Origin of the sequence: Actinoplanes sp. NPDC051494, assembly GCF_044454705.1 — a bacterium.
GTDB lineage: Bacteria > Actinomycetota > Actinomycetes > Mycobacteriales > Micromonosporaceae > Actinoplanes.
Genome location: NZ_JBITDZ010000008.1, coordinates 191,564 through 213,397 on the forward strand (window position 1 = coordinate 191,564; position 21,834 = coordinate 213,397).

Genomic DNA, 21,834 nt, shown 5'->3' on the forward strand with positions numbered 1-21,834 from the left:
CCGGTGCCGGGGCGGAGGGTGCCCCGGCATCGGAGGGTGTTCGAGTGAAACTCGCGCGTAACTGTAGGGGAAATACGGGCCGTCATCGATGACAGGTCGGTCTCGGAAACCCTTGTGGACAGCCAGGTCGACACGGCGCACCATGGTGTGGCTAAAGTGGCAGCCCACCGAGTAGATCTGCACGGGAGCACGCACGGATGATCAGTCTCACTGGCGTTTCCCGAACCTTCACCGGACGTTCCGGCACCGTGGAGGCATTGCGGGGAATCGATCTCGACGTCGCCGAGGGAGAGTTCGTCGCGATCCTCGGGCGCTCGGGTTGCGGCAAGTCCACACTGCTCCGGTTGATCGCCGGGCTGCTGCCGGCGACCGGTGGCGAGGTGCGGGTGTCCGGCGATCGGGTGACCAGACCACGCCGCGACATCGCCATGATGTTCCAGCGCCCGGCGCTGCTGCCGTGGCGTACGGTGCTCGACAACGTGCTGCTGCCCGTGCAGATCTTCGGCTGGAAGAAGGCCGATCACCGGGAACGCGCCGATCAGCTGCTGACCATGACCGGCCTGGCCGGGTTCGAGAAGCGACTGCCGCACGAGCTGTCCGGCGGCATGCAGCAGCGGGTGGCGCTCTGCCGCTCGCTGATCGCCAACCCGCGCGTGATGCTCATGGACGAGCCGTTCTCCGCACTGGACGCGCTCACCCGCGAGGAACTCTCCGGCGAGCTCCAGCGGGTGCACATGGAGCTCGGCACCACGATCGTGTTCGTCACCCACTCGATCGACGAGGCGGTGCTGCTCGCCGACCGGGTCGTGGTGCTCAGCCCCCGGCCGGGCCGGATCCGCGAGGTGCTGGACGTGACCATCCCGCGCCCGCGCACCCTGGGCCGCGGCGCGCACCTCGAAGACGTGGCGCTGGCCAGCGCCGAGCTGCACGAACTCCTGATGGCATAAGGACCGGGAATGCGCGTCACCCTTTTCATCGAACCCCACCGCGGTGCCACGTACGACGATCAGCTGCGCATCGCCCGGCACGCCGAGGACGCCGGTTTCGAGGGCTTCTTCCGGGCTGATCATTACCAGTCGATGGGCGCCGACCCCGGGCTGCCCGGGCCCACCGACGCGTGGCTGACGCTGGCCGGACTGGCCCGGGAGACGACCCGGCTGCGGCTCGGCACGCTGGTCAACTCCGTCACGTTCCGGCTGCCCGGACCGCTGGCGATCATGGTCGCCCAGGTGGACGCGATGAGCGGCGGCCGGATCGAGGTGGGCATGGGCGCGGGCTGGTTCGAGCGCGAGCACACGTCGTACGGCATCGACTTCCCGCCGGTCGGCGAGCGTTTCGACCGGCTGGCCGAGCAGCTCGCGATCATGACCGGGCTGTGGGCGACGCCGGACGGCGCGACGTTCTCCCACGACGGCAAGCACTACCGGCTGCAGGACGCTCCCGCGCTGCCCAAACCGCTGCAACGACCGGGCCCGCCGGTGATCATCGGTGGTAAGGGCCCGAAGCGCACCCCGGAACTCGCGGCCCGCTTCGCGGACGAATACAACGTGCCGTTCAAGTCGGTCGAGCTGACGGCGGCGGCTTTTCAGCGGGTACGGGACGCCTGTGACAGGTACGAGCGTCCGGTCGAACGTCCGTTGATCTTCTCGGCGGGGGTTGTGGCGGCCATCGGGCGCACGGACGCGGAGGCCCACCGGCGGGCCGCACCCCTGCACGTGCCCAGCGCCCTGCCGCCCGAGGACCCGGTGATCGGCTCGCCCGACGCCCTCGTCCAGCGCCTCGGCGAACTCGCCGCGACCGGTGCCTCCCGGGTGCACCTGCGGGTGATCGACATGTCCGACCTCGACCACGTCAGCCTCATCGCCGACACGGTCCTGCCCCAGCTAGGAGCGCTGTGACCGAGCAAGTCCTCGGCCCCGTCGGCCAGGAGATCATGCTGGACAACGACAAGGTGCGCATCTGGCACATCTCACTGAAACCGGGTGAGACCCAGCCGCTGCACCACCACGGCCTCGCGTACGTCGTGGTCGCCGTCCAGGGCGCACAGAACGTGATCCACACCGCGGACGGTAAGCGGATCGAGGTCACCGAGGAGACCGGTGGCATCGTCTTCCGCGAACCCGGTCAGATTCACAAGCTGACGAACGTCGGTGACACTGTGTATATCGGCCGCATCATCGAACTCAAGACCGGCGTCGATGCGTCCTAATCGGAATTTTTGCAAAGCTTAAGAGTTGCCCGCTGGACTGGCGGGCGCCCGGGCCTTTCCGTAACCTGCCGGTCATGGCATTTCGGACCTGGGCCAGGGTGTTGTCCGCCACTCTCGGTATTGCGGCTCTCGCGGGCGCCGGCGAGCTGGGCATGGCGTACGGACTCGGCATCGTGCGCCTCACCCGGGTCGTCGACATCACCGCGCGTGATCAGTGGACCGCGCAACTGGCGTGGGTCGCCTGGTTCCCGATGGTGGCCGCGGTGGTCGGCGCCGTCGCCGGCTCCCGCCTCATGCGCCGCTGGGCCCCCGGCTTCCGCGGCGGCGTCGGTACCGAGATCGCCCTGTCGTTCGCGGCGGCCATCGGCGCGGCCGTGGTCATCCCGCTGACCATGCAGCCCGCCCGCACCGCCCAGGTCACCGGCGTCGACCCGGTCGTGGTGATCGCCATCTGCACCGGCCTCGGCGCGCTCGTCGGCGTGTTCGCGGCCTGGGGAGCCCTCGCCCAGGCGGTGGCCCGCTGGAGCCTCGCCGTCACCGGCATCGCGGTCGGCGTCGTCGCCCTCGTCTCGGTCTCCCCGTCCCTCGCCCCGAGCGACCCCCTGCCCGCCGTCCGCCTCGGCGTCCTGGACGCGACGTCGCTGTCGGAACAGGTGCTCTCCCGGACCGCGCTGGCCACGATGCCGGCCCTGGCCCTGCTGATCGGCCTGGCCCTCGGCTGGATCGCCCGCCGCCGCGACCTGCCCACGCTGACCATCGCGCTGGCCGGCCTCCCGGGCCCGGCCCTGCTCACGGTCTCCTACCTCATCGCGGGCCCCGGCTCCGGAGCCGACCGCTACCAGATGACGCCCTACTGGGCCGCGATGACCGCCACCGGCGCGGGCGTCCTGGGCTCGGTCCTGGCCGCGGTCCTACGCCGCAACCCGGCCCCGGACGACGACCAGCTCCCCCCGGCCGACGACCGCCCGGCCCTCCCCCGCCGCCCCGACCAGAACGAATCCGCCATCGCCGCAGCCGGCGCCGGCACCCCCACGGCCGCAGGCCCCACCGCCGGACCCGCGGGCCCCGCCTCCGGTCCCACCGCTGGCACCCCAGGTCACCCCTTCGGCAGTCCCGGTCATCCCTCCGGCCTCGCGGGTCCCGCCGCCGGACCCGCTGGGGCAGGCACCGCGGGTCCGGGCTCCGGCACCGCGACCCCGCCGGCCGCCACCGGCCAGCCGCTACGCCCCGTCGATACCGCCGTCTTCGACCTCCCCCGCCAGGAGAGCCGGCGCGGCCAGGACAACCGGCAGCCCCATGGCGCACAGTCCCCTGGCGGGCGGCACGGCGCCCACTCCGCCGAGGCACCCGGACACTTCGACGGTTTCTCGCAGGGGGCGCACGCCCAGGCCCCGGGTCAGTACGTCCCGGAGCCCGCGACCAGGCCGCTCCCGCCGGAGGCCCGCCAGCAGCCGTCGTCCCGGCCGACCGGTGGCCCCCTCGGCCGCAACCTGCGCCCGGCAGCCCGCAGCCGCGGCCGCGCCACCGCCGAGCCGATGGTCCCGGAACCCACCGCGATCAGCGCACCCCTGCCCCAGCCGGAACCGCTGACCCCGGCGCAGCCGTCCGTCCCGCCGCGCCTCTCCCGCCCGATCACCACCCTGGAACCCCACGCCGCACCAACCCCCCGCTCCACGCCCGGCCCGAACCCGGCCCAAGGCACCCACTCCGCGCCCGGCACCAGCCCGGCGACCGGTAACCGCCCGGCTCCGGCCGGCAACCGCCCAGCCCCGGCCGGCAACCGCGCCGCGCAGGCCGGGTCGTCGTCGGACAACCCGGCTGACACGACGCCGCGGCTGTCGCTGCCGATCGGGGAGCCGGTCACCGACCCGCGGGCCGGGGACCAGGACGCCAAGGACAACGGCCGTGGGCGCTTCGGGCTGCGGCGCCGTAAGGACGAGGACTACGTCGACTGGGTCAGCGGCCTCGGCAACTGAACGCCGGTCAACACATAGTCGAACATCGATGTAATGACGCGTTGGATATGTACCGTGGCGGCGCGGACCATCGCACGATGAGTGCATGACTCTGCACGCAACGGCATCCCGTCCGTCCCGTACACGTCGTCTGCTGTCGGCCGTCGCGGTCGTCTTCGCTCTCGCCGGCGGCTCGCTCGTCGCGCCCGCCGTGGTCGCGCCGGAGAGCACCACCGCCGCCGAGGCCGCGGTGTACTCGAGCTGCACCCTGTCCCGCTGTTCCGCCGCCCGGACCGCCCGCACCGGCTGGAGCCAGCTCGGCTGGCCGACGAGCGCGGGCTGGTACTCCTGGCCGTACGGGCAGTACAACTACACCGGCGGGACCTTCCGCAACAACGAGGGCCAGCTGCCCACCGGCGCGACCTACAGCGAGTACGACGTGTACTCCCGGGCCCGCGGCGCGTCCCGCGACGCCTACCGGATCGTGGTGAACCGGTCCACCCGCGAGACCTGGTTCACCCCCGACCACTACGTCAACTTCTACAAGCTCTGAAGCGGCAGATACACCTTTCCGCCGGCGGACTGGAATTCGTCGCTCTTCTGCTCCATGCCCCGGGCCGCGTACTCCTTGAGTTCCTGGGTGATCTTCATGGAGCAGAACTTGGGCCCGCACATGGAGCAGAAGTGCGCGGTCTTCGCCGGTGCCGCCGGCAGTGTCGCGTCGTGATATGCCCGCGCCATCTCGGGATCGAGTGACAGGTTGAACTGGTCTTCCCAGCGGAACTCGAAGCGGGCCTTGGACAGCGCGTCGTCCCAGTCCTGCGCGCCCGGGTGGCCTTTGGCGAGGTCGGCCGCGTGGGCCGCGATCTTGTACGCGATCACGCCCGCCTTCACGTCGTCGCGGTCGGGCAGGCCGAGGTGTTCCTTCGGCGTCACGTAGCAGAGCATCGCGGTGCCGAACATGCCGATCATCGCGGCGCCGATGGCCGAGGTGATGTGGTCGTACGCGGGTGCAATGTCCGTGGTCAGCGGCCCGAGGGTGTAGAAGGGCGCCCCGCCGCACAGCTCCTGCTGCAGGTCCACGTTCTCCTTGATCTTGTGCATGGGCACGTGGCCGGGCCCCTCGATCATGACCTGGACGTCGTGCTCCCAGGCGACGTGGGTGAGTTCGCCCAGTGTGCGCAGCTCCGCGAACTGCGCCTCGTCGTTGGCGTCCGCGATGGATCCGGGGCGCAGCCCGTCGCCGAGCGAGAACGTCACGTCGTAGCGGGCCAGGATCGTGCACAGCTCGGCGAAGTTCTCGTACAGGAAGTTCTCGCGATGGTGGGCGAGGCACCACGCCGCCATGATCGAACCACCGCGCGAGACGATGCCGGTGACCCGGTCGACGGCGAGCGGCACGTACGGCAGCAGCACCCCGGCGTGCACCGTCATGTAGTCGACGCCCTGTTCGGCCTGTTCGATCACCGTCTCGCGGAAGATCTCCCAGGACAGTCGCACCGGATCGCCGTCGACCTTCTCGAGCGCCTGGTAGATCGGCACCGTGCCGATCGGCACCGCGGAGTTGCGGACGATCGACTCGCGGGTCTCGTGGATGCGCTTGCCGGTGGACAGGTCCATGACGGTGTCCGCGCCCCACCGGGTCGCCCAGGTGAGTTTCTCGACCTCGTCGGCGATCGAGGACGACACCGCCGACGTACCGATATTGGCGTTGATCTTGACCAGGAAGCGTGAGCCGATGATCATCGGCTCGATCTCCGGGTGGTTGACGTTGGCCGGCAGCACCGCCCGGCCGGCGGCGATCTCGTCCCGGACCACCGTCGGGTCGACGTTCTCGCGGATCGCGACGAACTCCATCTCGGCGGTCACGATCCCGGCCCGTGCGTAGGCGAGCTGCGTGGGCCGTTTCCCGGCGAGCGGCGTGCCGGCTCCGGCCACCGGGGCGACATCCCCGCGCGCCGCGATCCACGGTCCGCGCAGTGGCGGCAGGCCGACCTCGGGGTCACTGCCGGGCCCTGACGTGTCGTACAGCCGCACCGGCGGGTTGTCCCCGGTCAGCTCGATCTCCGCGAACGGCACCCGGACGTCCGGGCGCGACCCCTCCACGTACACCTTGCGCCTCATGCTTTTCCCCTCAAATAGTGATCAACCGGGCGTGACAGGGCCGCAAAGGGCCACGATGCCCGGCAAGAAACCTCAGACGAAGTGGTGCAGGGGACCCGGCCCGGAGCCGAGCTTCCAATCCCGACCGCCGGCCAGCGCCCGCGCGACGTAGTCCTTCGCGAAGAGAACGGCGTCCCCGATGTCGTCACCCAGCGCCAGACGGACGGCGATCGCGGACGAGAAGGTGCAGCCGGAACCGTGGTTGTTGATCGTGGGTACCGGCACCCCACGCAGCACCGAGGTCCGGCCGGCGTGGTGCAGCACATCGACGGCACGTTCGCTGCCGGTCACCACGACGGCTTCCGGTCCTCTCGCGGCGAGCGCCCGCGCCATCTCCGCGTCCCCGCGATCGGCAAACCCCAGCTCGGCAAACCCCAGCAGGGCGCCGGCTTCGGTCCGGTTCGGCGTCAGGATCCGGGGGTACGCGAGCAGGGGCGCAACGGCATCGACGTTCGACAGCCGGCTCCCGCTGGTGGACACGAGCACCGGGTCCACGACCAGGTTCGGCAACGAGGCGGCCCGCTCGGCGATCACCGCGGCCACCGCCGGATCGGCGACCATCCCGACCTTCACCGCCGCCACCGCGAAGTCACCGAGCACCGCGTCGAGCTGGGCCGCGACGATCTCCGCGGGCACCGGATGGACGGCGGTGACCCCGAGCGTGTTCTGCGCCGTGATCGCGGTGAGCACCGAGACCCCGTACGTCCCGAGCGCGGCGAACGTCTTCAGATCGGCCTGGATCCCCGCCCCACCCCCGGAATCCGACCCCGCGATGGTCAGGACGACAACCGGTGTCCCGCCCCCGGAGCCACCAGCCGGCTGGTCCGGGTCTCGTGGGAGCGCGGTCATGACGCCACCGCCTCGGCGAGTTCGCTGACCACCCGGGCCGGGTCGGCGGCCCGCATCACCGCGCCCATCACGGCCACCCCGGCGGCTCCGGCGGCCATGCACGCGGCGGCGCGCTCCGGCGAGTCGACCCCGCCGAGCGCCAGCCACGGCCGCGATCCGGCCAGCCCCGCGGCTTGACCTGCCCCAAGGGCCGGACCATAACCTGGCTTCGACGACGTCGGATAGACCGGCGACAGCGTCACATAGTCCTCGTCGGACAGCGTCTCGGTGCCGTGCCAGGAGCGTCCGACAAGCTCCACCCGCTGATCACAAGCATCCTGGGAGGACAGATGAACAGCGTTGCCACCCAACGGATCCGGGCCCGCGACGATCACCCGCCCCGGCGCGATCTCCCGCAGTTCACGGGCCAGGGCCGCGCGTACGGCGTACCCCAGGTCCCGGTCCCGGAGGATGACCCACGACGCGCCGCCGCGGACCGCTTCCCGGACCAGCGGGATCAACGGCCCGGCGGCGAGCCGGCGGTCGGTGACCACGACGACGCCCGACGGGATCACCATGCGGGCATCCCCTCGTCGGACGTCGAGGCCAGCGCGTGATAGCGCCTGGGGATGCGCCCCGCACCCGCCGCGAGCCGCCCCGCCACCACCGCGTGCCGCATCGCCGCGGCCATCCGGGCCGGGTCCGCGGCCCGGGTCACCGCGGACGCGACCAGCACCCCATCGCAGCCCAGCTCCATCGCCAGCGCCGCGTCGGACGCGGTGCCCAGGCCCGCGTCGAGGATCACCGGCACCGCGACGCTGTCCCGGATCAGCCGGATGTGATGCGGGTTGCCGATGCCCAGCCCGGAGCCGATCGGCGACCCCGCGGGCATCACCGCGGCACAGCCCACGTCGGCGAGCCGGCGGGCCAGGATCGGGTCGTCGCTGGTGTACGCGAGCACCCGGAAACCGTCGTCCACCAGGGTTTCGGCGGCCTTGAGCAGTTCGATCCCGTCCGGCAGCAGGGTGCGCTGATCGCCGATGACCTCAAGCTTCACCATCGCGGTCTCGAACGCGTCCCGACCCAGCCGGGCGGCCTTGACCGCGTCGCCGGCGGTATAACACCCGGCCGTGTTCGGCAGCACCCGCATGCCGAGCCGGTCCAGCAGCGGCATCAGGCCCGGGCCGGCGGCGTCGATCCGGCGCAGCGCCACGGTGACCATCTCGGTGCCGGAGGCGACGATCGCGGACTCCAGCGCCGCGAGGCTCTCCGCGCCGCCGGTGCCCAGGATGAGCCGCGACTCCCCGAAGATCTCCCCCATGCCTCAGCCGCCCTGTGCGGCGGTGAGGACCTCGACCCGGTCGCCCTCGCGCAGTTCGGCGGCGGGCCAGGTCGAGCGGGGCACGACCTCGCCGTTGACCGCGACCGCGACCCCGCGCCGGGCCGGGGTCACCGAGGCGACCAGGCCTTCGATCGTGCTGGCGGCCTCCACCGTGCGATCGGAGCCGTTGACGTTGACCCTCATGTGAACCTCCCGGGTGTGAACGCGGCGAGCAGGGGATCGGGCCGGCCGGTGCGGACCAGGTCGGCGATGAGATCGGCGGTGACCGGGGCGAGCAGCACCCCGTTGCGGTGATGTCCGGCCGCGACGATCACGTCGTCCTTCCAGTGGCCGAGCAGCGGCGCGTTGTCCGGGGTGCCGGGCCGGTGCCGGACGACGGTTTCGGTGAGTTCCAGTTCGGCGAGCTCCGGCACCAGGTCGGTGGCGGAGCGCAGGAGCTCGAGCACGGCCCCGGCGGCCACCGTGGTGTCGGCGCGTTCCTCCTGCGTGGCGCCGACGACGACCTCGCCGTCCGCCCGGGGCACCACGTAGACGTGCCGCCCGTCGACGTACCCGTTGATCACGTGGCGCAGCAGTCCCGGCTCGCCCCGCAGCCGCAGCACCAGCCCTTTGACCGGGCGCACCGGCAACCCGGTCAGCGCGGCGGTGCCGGTGCCGGCCGCGATCACCGTCGGGCCGTCCGGGATCGTGCTCACGCGTTTCGCCACGACGGCGTCGCCCAGGGCCGCACGCAGCGCCGCGACTGTCCGGCGAGGATCAACCTGATGATCACCGGGCCGGAACGCACCACCGCGGACCCGTGGCGACAGCGCCGGCTCCCGCTCCCGCAGCTCGCTCGCGGTCAACGGCTCGGGCCGTTCGGAGTATGCCCACATCCGCCGCGCCTCGGCCAGATCATCGCTGGTGAGAGCGACGTCCAGGGCCCCGGACCGGTCGTATCCGATGTCGTCGCCCAGCTCGGCGGCGAACCCGGGCCACCGCCGCGCCGACTCGGTCAGCAACCCGGTCAGGGCCTCCTGCCCGAACGAGGTCTCCCCCGCCGGAGCCAGCATCCCCGCCGCCGCGAACCACGCACCGTTGTCGCCGCCGTCGTCATAGACGGTCACCCGCAGCCCTCGCCGCACGCACCGCCACGCGATGCTCAGCCCGATGATCCCCCCACCGACCACGGTGAGGGCGGTCATGACAGGACCTTCAGCAGGCGCTCGGTCGCGTCGCCGGGGTCGGCCGCGTTCGCCACGGCACCCACGACCGCGACCCCGGTGGCACCGGCCCGGATCAGGTCGGCCGCATTGCCGAGGGTCACGCCACCGATCCCGAGCACCGGGGTGCCGGGCACCGACCGCGCGACGTCGCCGATCCGCCCCGGTCCGATCGGCGCCGGCAGGCCGGACTTCGTCACGGTCAGAAAAGCCGGGCCGACCCCGAGGTACGTGGCACCGGCCGCGACCGCGTCCACTGCGGACGCCACCTCCCGGCACGTCGCACCCACCACCGCCCCGGCACCCAGCACCCGCCGCGCCGCCGCCACGGGCAGATCGTCGGCGCCGACGTGACCACCGTCCGCCCCCGCCGCGAGCGCCACGTGCAGGCGGTCGTTGACCAGGCACAACACCCCGGCGGGGCGGCACCGGGCGAGGATCGCGACGGTCAGCTCGTACGCCGAACGGTCGGTGACGCCGTCCTCGACGCGCACCTGGACCGCCAGCCGATGCGGCTCACCCAGCCGCACCGCCGCGGCGATCGCGGCCGTGACGACCTCGACCGGCCGGTGTCCCGCACGAGCATCGGTGATGACATGAAGGCACGGAAAAACCACAACACGCTCCTCCCTGCGCCGGCATGATCCGGATCAGGTTCGACGGTCGGAGGCCGCGACAGCCTCCCTCTCAGCCCGGTGCACCGGACTCCCGTGGGGTTGGTTCCGTGACGGACCATAACCCCGGCGTGTCACATCCGTCTAGCGCACGTCCCAGACGGGCTCGGGGGTCTCGACGACCTCGCCGTCGCCCTGGAACAGCACGAAACGATCGAAACCCCGGGTGAACCAGCGGTCATGGGTCACCGCGATGACCGTGCCCTCATACGCTTTCAGACCCTCTTCCAATGCCTCGGCGGAAGCGAGGTCGAGGTTGTCCGTCGGTTCGTCGAGCAACAGCACGGTCGCACCGGAAAGCTCCAGCAACAGCACCAGGAACCGGGCCTGCTGACCGCCGGAAAGGGTGCCGAAACGCTGATCGCCCTGGGCCGCCAGCTCGTATCGGTTGAGTGCTTTCATGGCACCCGCGCGGTCCATTCCGGACCGGTGGTCGTCACCGCGCCACAGAATCTCGGCGAGAGTGCGTTCCTGCAGCTCGGGCCGGTCGTGGGTCTGCGAGAAATGGCCCGGCCGGACCCGGGCCCCGAGCCGCGCCACACCGTGGTGCGCGACGTGTGCCAATGGCGCTCCGTCGACCGGCTTGTTGTCGACATCCGGTGCGCTTCCGCCGGCCGCCAGCAACCGCAGGAAATGCGATTTGCCGGTGCCATTGGCGCCGAGAACCGCGACCCGGTCGCCGTACCAGATCTCGAGGTCGAAGGGGAAGGTGAGGTTTTCCAGCTCGAGGTGCTCGCAGATCACCGCGCGCTTTCCGGTGCGGCCACCGCGCAGGTTCATCTTGAGCGATTGTTCCTTGGGCGGCTCCGGTGGCGGCCCGGCTTCCTCGAACTTGCGGAGCCGGGTCTGCGCCGCCTGATAGCGCGAGGCCAGGCCGTCGTTGAACGCGGCCTTGTTCCTCAGGGTGAGGACGAGTTCCTTGAGCTTCTCGTGTTCCTCGTCCCAGCGCCGGCGCAGCTCCAGCAGGCGTTCGTGGCGGTCCGAGCGGGCCGCGTGCCACGACGCGAAGCCGCCCGGGTGGGTCCACGCGCCGCCGCCCTCGACGGCCACCACCCGGTCGGCGGTCTGGGCCAGCAGCTCCCGGTCGTGCGAGACGAAGAGCACAGATTTCGCCGACTCCCGCAGCCGCGCCTCCAGCCAGCGTTTGCCCGGCAGGTCGAGGAAGTTGTCCGGTTCGTCGAGCAGCAGCACCTCGTCGCCGCCGCGCAGCAGCAGGTCGAGGGCGAAACGTTTCTGCTGGCCGCCGGAGAGCGTGCGGACCGGCCGGGAGCGGACCTCCTCCCACGGTTTGTCCAGGATGGAGACCGCGACAACGTCGAACAGCACCTCGGCGTCGTAACCGCCGGCCTCGCCCCACCCGGACAGCGCGTTCGCGTACGCGATCTGCGCCTTTTCCGATTCCGGCTGCGCGGTGAGCGCGGCGGTCGCGGCGGCCAGGTCGGCTCCGGCCTTGCGCAGCGGCGGGGCGACCAGCGACAGCGCCAGGTCCTCCAGCGTGCGGTCGTCACCGATCATGCCGATGAACTGGCGCATCACACCGAGACCACCGGCCCGTGCGATCGTCCCGACCGGGACCGGGGTGTCCCCGGCGACCATCCGCAACAGGGTGGTCTTGCCGGCACCGTTCGGGCCGACCAGCGCCACCTTGGCGCCCTCGCCGACCCGGAACGACACGTCGGAGAACAACTCGCGGCCGTCGGGCAGCACGAGACCGGCACCGGAGACATCTACATAACCCACGAGGTCATCCTCCTCTCGTCACCTTGAGCACGCGGAATCCTCGCTGGCTCGCCGTCCTTTCCACAACCCAGTTATTGCCGGTGAGGTAGGCGTGCAGCGAGTCGCCGCCGAGATTGCGGTTGATCACCAGCCAGGCCACGCCCGCCGGGGCCAGCCGGGCCAGCCAGCGGTCCATCAGCTCCTGCAGCCCCGCCTTGCCGATGTGGGTGGGCGGGTTGCTCCAGATCTGGTCGAACTCGACACCGGCCGGGACCTCGTCGGGTTCGTACACCTCGACCCGGTCGGCCAGGCCCAGCGCGGCGGCGTTCTCCACGGTCAGCGCCCGGGCGCGGGAGTTCACGTCGATCGCGAAAACGGTGGCGGCCGGCGCCTCGGACGCGAGCACACACGAGATCGGGCCGTAACCGCACCCGACGTCGAGGAACGTGCCGGTGGTCGCGGGGGTGGGCAGGTCGCCCTTGCGCAGCAGGACCGCCGTGCCGGGGTCCAGCCGCCCGGCCGAGAACACGCCGCGCGAGGCCGTGAGGGTATAACCGCGCCCGCCCACGGAGAACTCGATCCGCTCCCTGGTCTCCGGGGCGGAAGGCTCGGCACTGAAGTAATGGTCGGGGCTCACCCAGCAAGTTTCCCGCCGCGTAACGACCCCCGGTGCACCGGGGTGCCGCACATCCAGTGCGCCCATCGATCATCGTGCGCTCCTAGCGTGAATCCATGTCTCACGCCGCCCATCGCGCTCCCACCGTCGTCCTCGAGCCGCGGCAGACCCTGCAACTCCTCCTCACCGGGCTGGCCGCGCTGATCCTCACGTCGATCGTCGGGCTGGTCGGTTACTTCGTCGTCGTCGAGCAGCTCCGCACACCGAGCACCACCTCGTCGGTGCGGTCCACGCCGGCCGAGATCAGCTCGCGGGCCGTCGACCCGGCGCCGCTGACCCGCCAGGAGGTCTTCCCCGCACCGGAGATCCAGCTGGTCGCCGGTGCCCCGCCCTACCGGGTCTCGGTGACCCACATGGACTCCGACTGCGCCCAGGCCACCAGCGGTGAACTCACCACGATGCTCGCGGACAACGGCTGCGACCAGATCGTCCGGGCCACGATGACGGCACCCTACGGCGGCTACGAGGTGACCGCCGGCATCTTCAACCTCGACAACGACATCGGGGCGGAGGCCACCACCGAGCGGGCCGGGAACCTCATCGAGTCGGGCCGCGGCACGTTCACCCCGATCGGCGCGCTCGGCAGCTTCGGCGACGAACCCACCGGGCCGGTCGCGCAGGCCGGCTGGCGGGCCCGCGGGCACTTCCTGATCTACTGCCTCATCTCGCGCCCGGACGGGCGCCTGGTCGGCGACGATGATCCGTACGCGGGCCGGATCACCGCCGACATCATCGACCAGTACCTCGTGGACAAGGTCGTCAACGCCCGGTCACGGAACCCGTAGCCGCCGGGTGGCCTCGGCGCGACCGGCGTACTCCGCCTCGTCCGGATAGCCGACCTCGACCAGCGTGAGCCCGTGTGCCGGCGCGACCGTCACCTCGCTGGAGCGCTCCCGCAGCACCAGCAGCCCGGCGGGCCACTCCGGCTCCCGGCGCCCGTCACCCACGGTCAGCATCGCCCCGACCAGGCTGCGCACCATCGCCTGGCAGAACGCGTCGGCCCGCACGGTGGCCACGGCGACCCCGTCCGGTTCGCGGTGCCACTGCAGACGATCGATCGCCCGTACGGTCGTCGCGTGCTCTTTGCGTTTGCAGTACGCGGCGAAGTCGTGCAACCCGACCAGGCCCTCGGCCGCCACGTTGAGCCGCTCCAGGTCGAGCGGGCGCACCCAGTGCAGCGTGTCGTTACGCCGCAACGGCTGCGGTCCGTAGACGGTGTCCGCGACCCGGTACTCGTACCGCCGGAATGTGGCCGAGAACCGCGCGTCGAACGTCTCCGGCACCGGGGTGATCGCACGCACCCGGGCGTCCGGCGGCATGAGCGCGGCGAGCCGGCGCAGCAGCGAGGCCCGCAACGTCTCCCACAGCTCGTCGGGCAGGTCGACGTGGCACACCTGGCCGGTCGCGTGCACCCCGGCGTCCGTGCGCCCGGCCACCGTCAGGCCCAGCTCCACCTCGGGCCCGGTCAACCGCGCGAAAGCCTCGATCAAGACCCCTGCGACCGTACGCCGGGAGGGCTGCACCGCCCATCCCGAGAAGTCCCCGCCGTCGTACGAGACGTCCAGCCGTAGCCGCGTCACCTGGTAACCCTCCCTGGGATACGAAACGGCCCGGCGCCCCTCGCGGGGTGCCGGGCCGTCGGTTGCCGTGCTCAGGCCTTGGCGTCGTCGCCCTCGGCCTTGTCGCCGGAAGCGCTGACCGGCGCCTCGGCGTCCTGGTCCGCGGCGGGCTCCGTCGTGGCGGCGGCGGGCTCCGTCGTGGCGGCGGCGGCCGGAGCGGCCTCCTCGTCACGGGTCAGGGCCTCGACCTTGTTCTGCTGCGCGGCGGCCTTGCGGGCCTCCTTGCTCGGGCCGGTGACGGCCGCGACCTGCAGCTCCTCGACCAGCTCGATGACCGCCATGGGGGCGTTGTCACCCTTGCGCGGGCCGGTCTTGGTGATCCGGGTGTAGCCACCCGGACGGTTCGTGTACCGCGGCGCGATCTGCTCGAACAGCGAGTAGACGATGTCCTTGTCCTTGACGACACCCAGCACCCGGCGACGGGAGTGCAGGTCACCGCGCTTGGCCTTGGTGATCAGCGTCTCCGCCAGGGGGCGAAGGCGCCGCGCCTTGGTCTCGGTGGTCTTGATCTTCCCGTGCCGGAAGAGCTCCGTGGCCAGGTTGGCCAGCAGCAGCTTCTCGTGCGCCGGGCTGCCGCCGAGGCGGGGACCCTTAGGGGGCGTGGGCATTGTTGCTCCTTCGAGGAATTTACCTTGCAGTGCGGCGGAGCCGCCTAGTTGCCGCAGAGCATGGCGGCAGCCGAGTTACAGCTGCTCGGTCTCGCGGTAGTCGTCGGTGTCGTAGTCCACGTCGCCGAACGAGTCGACCACGTGCGCCGGGTCGAAGGACGGCGCGCTGTCCTTGAGGCCCAGGCCCATTCCGGCGAGCTTCATCTTGACCTCGTCGATCGACTTCTGACCGAAATTCCTTATATCCAGAAGGTCGGCCTCCGTCCGCCCGATGAGTTCCCCGACGGTGTTGATGCCCTCGCGCTTGAGGCAGTTGTACGACCGGACGGTGAGGTCCAGCTCCTCGATCGGCAGCGCCAGATCGGCGGCCAGCTGCGCGTCCTGCGGGGACGGGCCGATGTCGATGCCCTCGGCGGTCTCGTCCAGCTCACGGCAGAGACCGAAGAGCTCGACGAGCGTCGAGCCGGCCGACGCCAGCGCGGTACGGGGCGAGATGGACGCCTTGGACTCGACGTCGATGATCAGACGGTCGAAGTCGGTGCGCTGCTCGACACGGGTCGCCTCGACGCGGTAGGTCACCTTCATGACCGGCGAGTAGATCGAGTCGACCGGGATCCGGCCGATCTCGGCGCCGGCGCTCTTGTTCTGCGCCGCCGTGACGTAGCCACGGCCCCGCTCGACGGTGAGCTCCATGTCGAGCCGGCCCTTGCTGTTGAGCGTGGCCAGCTTCAGGTCGGGGTTGTGCACGGACACGCCGGCCGGGGGCTGGATGTCACCAGCGGTGACGTCACCCGGGCCCTGCTTGCGCAGGTACATGCTGACCGGCTCGTCGTGCTCGGAGCTGACGGTGAGCTCCTTGACGTTCATGACGAGCTCGACCACATCCTCCTTGACACCGGGGATGGTAGTGAACTCGTGCAGCACGCCGTCGATCTTGATGCTGGTGACCGCCGCGCCCGGGATGGACGACAGCAGCGTCCGCCGGAGCGAGTTGCCAAGGGTGTAGCCGAAACCCGGCTCCAGCGGCTCGATGGTGAACCGGGAACGGGTCTCGCTGATCGTCTCTTCGGAGAGAGACGGCCGCTGGCTGATGAGCACGCTTTTCTTCTTTCTGTCAGGGCAACCGCTATTTGCTGCCCGTCCGTTTCAAAGGGCCGCCGGCCTCTCGACCGGCGGCCCCGAAAGCTGCTACTTGGAGTAGAGCTCGACGATCAGCTGCTCCTGGACCTGGGTGTCGATGACACCGCGGGCCGGGAGCGAGTGCACCAGAACCTTGTGCTCGCTCGGGATCGTCTCCAGCCAGGCCGGGACGGGACGCGAACCGGCCTGGGCCTGCGCGACGACGAAGGGAGTCATTTCCTTCGACTTCTCACGGGCCTGGACGATGTCGTGCTCCCGGATCCGGTACGACGGGATGTCGACCTTCACGCCGTTGACCAGGAAGTGGCCGTGCTTGACCAGCTGACGCGCCATGTCCCGGGACTGCGCGAGGCCGGCCCGGTAGACGACGTTGTCGAGACGGGTCTCGAGGATCTGCAGCAGCACCTCGCCGGTCTTGCCCGGCTTGGTGACAGCCTCCTCGTAGTAACCGCGGAACTGCTTCTCCAGCACGCCGTAGGTACGACGGGCCTTCTGCTTCTCGCGGTGCTGCAGGAGGTACTCGGTCTCCTTGGTCCGGCCGCGGCCGTGCTGCCCGGGCGGGAACGGCCGGGACTCGAACGGGCACTTCGGACCATCGCACTTGCTGCCCTTGAGGAACAGCTTCATCTTCTCGCGGCGGCAGCGCTTGCAGTCCGCCCCTGTGTAACGAGCCATTGCTTCTAACTCTCCCTTAGACCCGACGACGCTTCGGCGGACGGCATCCGTTGTGCGGCTGGGGCGTGACGTCGGAGATCTGCCCGACCTCGAGGCCCGCGGCCTGCAGCGAACGGATCGCGGTCTCCCGGCCGGAGCCGGGACCCTTCACGAACACGTCGACCTTGCGCATGCCGTGCTCCATGGCCCGGCGAGCAGCGGCCTCGGCGGCCAGCTGCGCGGCGAACGGAGTCGACTTGCGGGAGCCCTTGAAGCCCACCTGGCCCGAGGAGGCCCAGGAGATGACAGCACCGGTCGGGTCGGTGATCGACACGATGGTGTTGTTGAACGTGCTCTTGATGTGCGCCTGCCCGTGGGCGACGTTCTTGCGTTCCTTGCGCCGGACCTTCTTGACAGGGGCCCCAGTGCGCGCCTTCGGTGGCATAAGTCAGTGCGCTCCTATTACTTCCGACCGGGCTTCTTCTTACCGGCAACCGTGCGCTTCGGACCCTTACGGGTACGCGCGTTGGTCCGGGTCCGCTGACCGCGGACGGGAAGACCCCGGCGGTGGCGAATGCCGGCGTAGCAGCCGATCTCAACCTTGCGGCGGATATCGGCGGCGACCTCGCGGCGCAGGTCGCCCTCAACCTTGAAATGGCCCTCGATGTAGTCGCGGAGCTGGACCAGCTCCTCGTCCGTGAGGTCCTTAGCGCGCTTGTTCAGGTCAATCTCGGTCGCCGTCAGTGCCTCGACGGCACGGGTACGACCGATTCCGAAAACGTAAGTGAGCGCGATCTCCATCCGCTTGTCGCGGGGAAGATCGACGCCGACGAGTCGAGCCATAAGTGGGCTTGCTCCTCAGATGTCTCACGGAGGTCTGTGCCCGTCCCGATCCCGCCTGCCCGGGCGGGCCCCGGCCTCCGACCGGGGGTGGAACCACGTGTCATCGCCATAACAATGACTGCGGCTGGAACGAGCTTGTGCAGAAATACGGATCTGGCAGCGAGAAGCTGAAATCAGCCCTGGCGCTGCTTGTGGCGCGCGTCGGTCTTGCAGATGACCATGACGCGCCCGTGCCGCCGGATGACCCGGCAGTTGTTGCAGATCCGCTTGACGCTCGGCTTGACCTTCACGGTTTGCCTTAACTCTCAGTCGGACGGGACTAGATCCCCGCGACCCTCTACTTGTAGCGGTAGACGATGCGCCCACGGGTCAGGTCGTACGGCGAAAGCTCGACGACGACCCGGTCCTCGGGAAGGATGCGGATATAGTGCTGCCGCATCTTGCCGGAGATGTGAGCCAGCACCTTGTGACCATTGGCGAGCTCGACGCGGAACATAGCGTTCGGCAACGGCTCGATCACTCGGCCTTCGATCTCGATGGCTCCGTCTTTCTTTGGCATGTCCTCCGCTACCTGTACATCGGGATCGTGGGGCAGGCTCACAGCATTCATCCCAACCCCAAGGGGAAGGACCAGCCGCGGCTCCGAGGCACCATCAGAAGCGCTTGATGGACACGTCAGAGTGGACGCTGTGCGCCAGCATGCCAGTGTACGCGTGCTAAGCATCGACACCAAACCGAGCCCCCCGTACCCCGGGGTCGGGTGTGTCGACACCCTCGAAAATCGGACGCGAAGGCATGTTCGACCCCAACCTTACGCCCGGTTCCGGCAAACCCCACCCCCACAGGCAAGCCCAACCCACCACCCGCCCACTCAGGCACAACAACCCGTCCAGCCCAAGCAGCGCGAAGCCACCCGACGAGCCCAAGCAGGCCGAGACCGCCCAGCCAACGCAGGCTCCACTCGATCCGGCCATCCAGGAGGACGATCGCCCGGTTCACCCAGAGCAAGACCATCCATACCGCCGACCTGCCCGGACTGCGACCACCCGGGCCGCCCACACCGGGCATGACCACCCGGGGCATCACCACCCAGGGCATGACCATCCAGCCAGCCGAGGCACGGCCACCGGGCCCGCCCACTCCCGGGGAGGGCCACTCGGGAAACGGTCACCCAGCGCCAGCCCACTCGAAGGGACGGCCACCCGGGGGCCAGGCACCCGGCCCACCCACTCCGGGGCCAGCCAACCGGCCCGCCCACTTGGGAAACGGCCACCCGGCCCGCCCAATCAGGGAAACGGCCACCCGGCCCGCCCACCCGGCCCACCCGCCCCACCCGGCCCACCCGGCCCACCCGGCCCACCCGGCCCACCCGGCCCACCCGCTCAGGGTGATGACCACCGGCCCGCCCACCCAGGGGGACTCACCCGGGGAACGGCGACGCGGCCCACCCAATCAGGGGGACGTCCACGCGGCCCGCCCGCTCGACGCAATGCCCACCCGATCCGCTCAGCCGGGGAAAACCGCCCAGCCCGCCCACTCAGAGCGAGACCTCCCGCCCAAGGCACAACCACCTGGACCCGCCATACGGGAACACCCCCCGCCCACTCAGGGCAGGGACTCCCACTCCCCCGCCCAGGGCCCTGGCACTCAGTCCGCCCGCACGGGAGAGACCACCCGCGAGCTGTCAGGCGCGGTTGTCCCGGGTCCGTTCCCGCTCGGTCCGCGGCTCGGGATTCCACACCGGCGCAGCCTCACCGTCCCGGGTAGCCGAGATCGCCGGCGTCTCCCCCACATACCCGGCCTGCCCGGCCTGCGCCGTCTGGCCCGGGTGCGCTTCCTGGCCTGCCTGCCCAGCCTGGCCCGGGTGCCCTGCCTGCCCTGCCTGGCCCGGGTGCCCTGCCTGCCCTGCCTGGCCCGGGTGCCCTGCCTGGCCTGCCTGGCCCGCTGGCTCGGCCGAATCTGCCGGCTGGGCCGGGCCCGCCTGCGCCGTCCCGTCGGCCTCCAGCGCTCTCCGCTCCCGCTTGGCCTGCCGATCGGCCCGCTTACGGGCCTTCTTCTCGGCATCCCGGCGCGGCGCTCCCGCGGCCACCCCCGCGATCGACGACCAGACCAGCACCGCTCCCCAGGGCCCGGCCACCCACATGGGCCAGAAGTAGAGGAGTTCCCTGTTCCCGAGGCAGGTGAGGACCCAGATCACCGTCGTGATCCCCACCACGGATGCCCAGGAGCCCCATACCGCCGCCAGCCAGCGCATTGTCAGCTCGCGGTCCGAGGCGGTCGTCGTCGCCGTGCCGGGTACGGGATCGGGCACCCGGCCGACCGGCAGATCGTGCACCAGCGGACGAAGTTCACCGTACGTCCTGGCCGCATAGACCTGCTGCAGCCGCTCGTCGTACTCGTGCAGGTCCAGCCGGCCCTCGTTGAGCGCTGTCCTGAGCTGTTCGGCGACGACCTCCCGGTCGGCGTCCGCGGCTCGCATCTCGTCCCGCCCCATGCGTACCAGCATGACAGCGTCACGCTCCCAGGTCACCCCGCGCCGTCGGTGGCCTGGTCCAGCCGCAGAGCGCGTACGGGCACGGAGACTCCCCGAACGCCGTGCCGGCGGAGATATCGCCGCAGAGCGCCTCTGGGAGACGGAAACGGGCCAGAGGGATTCCCTCCGGCCCGTCAGCGTGTCAGTTCCTCTTGGTCACTCCACCGCGGCGGTGGCAGCCGGCTGGCGGGACGTCACGAGGTCGCCCAGCCGGGCCCGGCCGCCGTCGTGGGCGGTGGTCACCCAGACGCCGTCCTCGAGGAGCGCCATGGTGTGCTCGACGTGTGCCGCCACCGAGGCGTCCCGGGTGACGACCGTCCAGCCGTCGTCGAGTTCGACCGTGCGGGGCGAGCCCATGGTGATCATGGGCTCGATGGCCAGCGCCAGGCCGGGGACCAGACGGGGGCCCTTGCCGGGCTTGCCGTGGTTGAGGACGTGCGGGTCCTGGTGCATCTCCGTGCCGATGCCGTGGCCGCCGTACCCGTCGACGATGCCGTAGCGACCGCCCTTGCGGACGGTCTTCTCGACGTTGAAGGAGATGTCCGTGAGCCGGCCCCGGCCGTTGGCGGCACCTCGCGCCGCCGCGGCGATTCCGGCCCACATCGCGTCTTCCGCGACCTCGGCCAGCCGAAGCAGCGCCGGGTCGGTCTCGCCGACGCCGACAGTGATGGCCGAGTCGCCGTGCCAGCCGTCGAGGATCGCGCCGCAGTCGAGCGACAGCAGGTCGCCCTCTTTCAGCACCTGGCCGGTCGACGGGATGCCGTGCACGACCTGCTCGTTGACGGACGCGCAGATCGACGCGGGGAAGCCGTGGTAGCCCTTGAACGACGGGACCGCGCCCGCGTCGAGGATGACCTTCTCCGCGATGGCGTCGAGGTCGCCCGTCGAGACGCCCGGGGCCACGGCCTCGCGCATCGCGTCCAGGGCGGCCGCGACCACGAGGCCGGCACCCCGCATCAGTTCGATCTGCTCGGGGGTTTTCAGCTGGATGTCCAGCTGTTGGCGACGCATCTCAGCCTCCGTACGACCGAAGTGCGTCGATAGCCCGCACAGTGACATCTTCGACCGGTCCGGTCGCGTCGATCCCGACCAGCTTGCCCTGGGCGCCGTAGAAGTCGACTAGGGGTGCTGTCTTGTCCGCGTACTCGACGAGACGGTTGGCGATGGTTTCCGCCCGGTCGTCGTCACGCTGGAACAGCTCGGAGCCACACCTGTCGCAGATGTTCTCTTTGCTGGTGGGATCGAACTCGACGTGCCAGATCTTGCCGCAACCCCGGCAGGTACGCCGCCCGGACAGCCGCCGGATGACCTCGTCGTCGTCGACCACGAGTTCCATCACGAGGTCGAGCGCCGTGCCGAGGTCGGCCAGCAGCTTGTCCAGTGCCTGCGCCTGCGGGACCGTCCGCGGGAACCCGTCCAGCAGGAAACCATCGGCCGCGTCCGGCTCGGCGAGCCGGTCCCGGACCATGTTGATGGTCACCTCGTCGGGGACCAGGTTTCCCGCGTCCATGTACCGCTTCGCCTCGAGGCCCAGCGGCGTGCCCTGGGAGACGTTGGCCCGGAAGATGTCACCGGTCGAGATCTTCGGTACGGCGAGATGGGCAGCGATGAACTCAGCCTGGGTCCCCTTGCCGGCCCCCGGAGGGCCCACCAGTACCAGCCGCACCTA

General features: G+C 70.6%; 26 protein-coding genes and 1 riboswitch. Of the genes, 6 read left to right on the top strand and 20 right to left on the bottom strand.

Annotation, left to right across the window (positions count from 1 at the left end):
* Positions 1 to 197 precede the first annotated feature (197 nt).
* The 5 genes from ACIA6A_RS26295 (at position 198) to ACIA6A_RS26315 (ending at position 4,717) form a co-directional block, all read left to right on the top strand.
* Positions 198 to 947, top strand: coding sequence for an ABC transporter ATP-binding protein (locus ACIA6A_RS26295; protein WP_396100515.1), 750 nt, complete (start codon positions 198 to 200; stop codon positions 945 to 947).
* A 9-nt stretch (positions 948 to 956) separates the two neighbouring features.
* Complete coding sequence (locus ACIA6A_RS26300; RefSeq protein WP_396100517.1) at positions 957 to 1,898, top strand: LLM class F420-dependent oxidoreductase; 942 nt, start codon at positions 957 to 959, stop codon at positions 1,896 to 1,898.
* Positions 1,899 to 1,933: 35 nt separating this feature from the next.
* Positions 1,934 to 2,209: a cupin gene (locus tag ACIA6A_RS26305; RefSeq protein WP_396100762.1), complete on the top strand. Its 276-nt coding sequence runs from the start codon at positions 1,934 to 1,936 to the stop codon at positions 2,207 to 2,209.
* Positions 2,210 to 2,283: 74 nt separating this feature from the next.
* Positions 2,284 to 4,185, top strand: coding sequence for a hypothetical protein (locus tag ACIA6A_RS26310; RefSeq protein WP_396100518.1), 1,902 nt, complete (start codon positions 2,284 to 2,286; stop codon positions 4,183 to 4,185).
* An 85-nt stretch (positions 4,186 to 4,270) separates the two neighbouring features.
* Positions 4,271 to 4,717, top strand: a complete 447-nt coding sequence (locus tag ACIA6A_RS26315; protein ID WP_396100519.1) for a ribonuclease domain-containing protein — start codon at positions 4,271 to 4,273, stop codon at positions 4,715 to 4,717.
* Here the strand turns inward: ACIA6A_RS26315 and thiC are convergent.
* From thiC to ACIA6A_RS26360, 9 genes are all read right to left on the bottom strand, one after another.
* Positions 4,705 to 6,288, bottom strand: a complete 1,584-nt coding sequence (thiC, locus tag ACIA6A_RS26320) for a phosphomethylpyrimidine synthase ThiC (protein ID WP_396100520.1) — start codon at positions 6,286 to 6,288, stop codon at positions 4,705 to 4,707. The two genes, ACIA6A_RS26315 and thiC, sit on opposite strands and share 13 nt — an antisense overlap.
* Before the next feature lie 72 nt (positions 6,289 to 6,360).
* On the bottom strand, positions 6,361 to 7,176 hold the full coding sequence (gene thiD, locus ACIA6A_RS26325) for a bifunctional hydroxymethylpyrimidine kinase/phosphomethylpyrimidine kinase (protein ID WP_396100521.1): 816 nt from the start codon (positions 7,174 to 7,176) through the stop codon (positions 6,361 to 6,363).
* The gene (locus ACIA6A_RS26330) at positions 7,173 to 7,733 is read right to left on the bottom strand and encodes a thiamine phosphate synthase (protein WP_396100522.1); all 561 of its coding nucleotides are present in this window, start codon (positions 7,731 to 7,733) and stop codon (positions 7,173 to 7,175) included. The genes thiD and ACIA6A_RS26330 overlap by 4 nt, the downstream gene beginning before the upstream one ends.
* Positions 7,727 to 8,476: a thiazole synthase gene (locus ACIA6A_RS26335; protein WP_396100523.1), complete on the bottom strand. Its 750-nt coding sequence runs from the start codon at positions 8,474 to 8,476 to the stop codon at positions 7,727 to 7,729. Before ACIA6A_RS26335 ends, ACIA6A_RS26330 begins: the two co-directional genes overlap by 7 nt.
* Before the next feature lie 3 nt (positions 8,477 to 8,479).
* Positions 8,480 to 8,680, bottom strand: a complete 201-nt coding sequence (gene thiS / locus ACIA6A_RS26340) for a sulfur carrier protein ThiS (RefSeq protein ID WP_396100524.1) — start codon at positions 8,678 to 8,680, stop codon at positions 8,480 to 8,482.
* Positions 8,677 to 9,681, bottom strand: a complete 1,005-nt coding sequence (gene thiO / locus ACIA6A_RS26345; RefSeq protein ID WP_396100525.1) for a glycine oxidase ThiO — start codon at positions 9,679 to 9,681, stop codon at positions 8,677 to 8,679. The genes thiS and thiO overlap by 4 nt, the downstream gene beginning before the upstream one ends.
* Positions 9,678 to 10,316: a thiamine phosphate synthase gene (locus tag ACIA6A_RS26350; protein ID WP_396100526.1), complete on the bottom strand. Its 639-nt coding sequence runs from the start codon at positions 10,314 to 10,316 to the stop codon at positions 9,678 to 9,680. The genes thiO and ACIA6A_RS26350 overlap by 4 nt, the downstream gene beginning before the upstream one ends.
* A riboswitch (TPP riboswitch) is annotated at positions 10,310 to 10,421 on the bottom strand. It overlaps the preceding gene by 7 nt.
* A 36-nt stretch (positions 10,422 to 10,457) precedes the next feature.
* Entirely contained in the window at positions 10,458 to 12,113 is a 1,656-nt protein-coding gene (locus tag ACIA6A_RS26355) for an ATP-binding cassette domain-containing protein (protein WP_396100527.1), read from the bottom strand.
* 4 nt (positions 12,114 to 12,117) lie between these two features.
* Positions 12,118 to 12,729, bottom strand: a complete 612-nt coding sequence (locus tag ACIA6A_RS26360; protein WP_396100528.1) for a class I SAM-dependent methyltransferase — start codon at positions 12,727 to 12,729, stop codon at positions 12,118 to 12,120.
* 95 nt (positions 12,730 to 12,824) lie between these two features.
* Here ACIA6A_RS26360 and ACIA6A_RS26365 point away from each other — a divergent pair, with 95 nt between their 5' ends.
* Complete coding sequence (locus ACIA6A_RS26365; protein ID WP_396100530.1) at positions 12,825 to 13,553, top strand: hypothetical protein; 729 nt, start codon at positions 12,825 to 12,827, stop codon at positions 13,551 to 13,553.
* Here ACIA6A_RS26365 and truA read toward each other — a convergent pair.
* The 11 genes from truA to ACIA6A_RS26420 all read right to left on the bottom strand — a co-directional run bounded on the left by truA (position 13,539) and on the right by ACIA6A_RS26420 (position 21,831).
* Positions 13,539 to 14,348: a tRNA pseudouridine(38-40) synthase TruA gene (truA, locus tag ACIA6A_RS26370; RefSeq protein WP_396100531.1), complete on the bottom strand. Its 810-nt coding sequence runs from the start codon at positions 14,346 to 14,348 to the stop codon at positions 13,539 to 13,541. The two genes, ACIA6A_RS26365 and truA, sit on opposite strands and share 15 nt — an antisense overlap.
* A gap of 71 nt (positions 14,349 to 14,419) precedes the next feature.
* The gene (rplQ, locus tag ACIA6A_RS26375) at positions 14,420 to 14,995 is read right to left on the bottom strand and encodes a 50S ribosomal protein L17 (RefSeq protein WP_396100532.1); all 576 of its coding nucleotides are present in this window, start codon (positions 14,993 to 14,995) and stop codon (positions 14,420 to 14,422) included.
* 75 nt (positions 14,996 to 15,070) lie between these two features.
* Positions 15,071 to 16,093: a DNA-directed RNA polymerase subunit alpha gene (locus tag ACIA6A_RS26380; protein WP_396100533.1), complete on the bottom strand. Its 1,023-nt coding sequence runs from the start codon at positions 16,091 to 16,093 to the stop codon at positions 15,071 to 15,073.
* A gap of 90 nt (positions 16,094 to 16,183) precedes the next feature.
* On the bottom strand, positions 16,184 to 16,810 hold the full coding sequence (gene rpsD / locus ACIA6A_RS26385) for a 30S ribosomal protein S4 (RefSeq protein ID WP_396100535.1): 627 nt from the start codon (positions 16,808 to 16,810) through the stop codon (positions 16,184 to 16,186).
* Between the two features lie 16 nt (positions 16,811 to 16,826).
* Positions 16,827 to 17,234, bottom strand: coding sequence for a 30S ribosomal protein S11 (gene rpsK / locus ACIA6A_RS26390; protein ID WP_396100536.1), 408 nt, complete (start codon positions 17,232 to 17,234; stop codon positions 16,827 to 16,829).
* Positions 17,235 to 17,251: 17 nt separating this feature from the next.
* Entirely contained in the window at positions 17,252 to 17,632 is a 381-nt protein-coding gene (gene rpsM / locus ACIA6A_RS26395) for a 30S ribosomal protein S13 (protein WP_396100538.1), read from the bottom strand.
* A gap of 173 nt (positions 17,633 to 17,805) precedes the next feature.
* A complete protein-coding gene (rpmJ, locus tag ACIA6A_RS26400) occupies positions 17,806 to 17,922 on the bottom strand; it encodes a 50S ribosomal protein L36 (protein ID WP_015619018.1) in 117 nt (38 codons plus the stop codon).
* 47 nt (positions 17,923 to 17,969) lie between these two features.
* Positions 17,970 to 18,191, bottom strand: coding sequence for a translation initiation factor IF-1 (infA, locus tag ACIA6A_RS26405; RefSeq protein ID WP_007073013.1), 222 nt, complete (start codon positions 18,189 to 18,191; stop codon positions 17,970 to 17,972).
* A 1,125-nt stretch (positions 18,192 to 19,316) separates the two neighbouring features.
* Positions 19,317 to 20,138: a DUF1707 domain-containing protein gene (locus ACIA6A_RS26410; protein ID WP_396100540.1), complete on the bottom strand. Its 822-nt coding sequence runs from the start codon at positions 20,136 to 20,138 to the stop codon at positions 19,317 to 19,319.
* A gap of 183 nt (positions 20,139 to 20,321) precedes the next feature.
* A complete protein-coding gene (map, locus tag ACIA6A_RS26415; protein ID WP_396100541.1) occupies positions 20,322 to 21,176 on the bottom strand; it encodes a type I methionyl aminopeptidase in 855 nt (284 codons plus the stop codon).
* A 1-nt stretch (position 21,177) separates the two neighbouring features.
* Entirely contained in the window at positions 21,178 to 21,831 is a 654-nt protein-coding gene (locus tag ACIA6A_RS26420; protein ID WP_396100542.1) for an adenylate kinase, read from the bottom strand.
* Positions 21,832 to 21,834 lie beyond the last annotated feature (3 nt).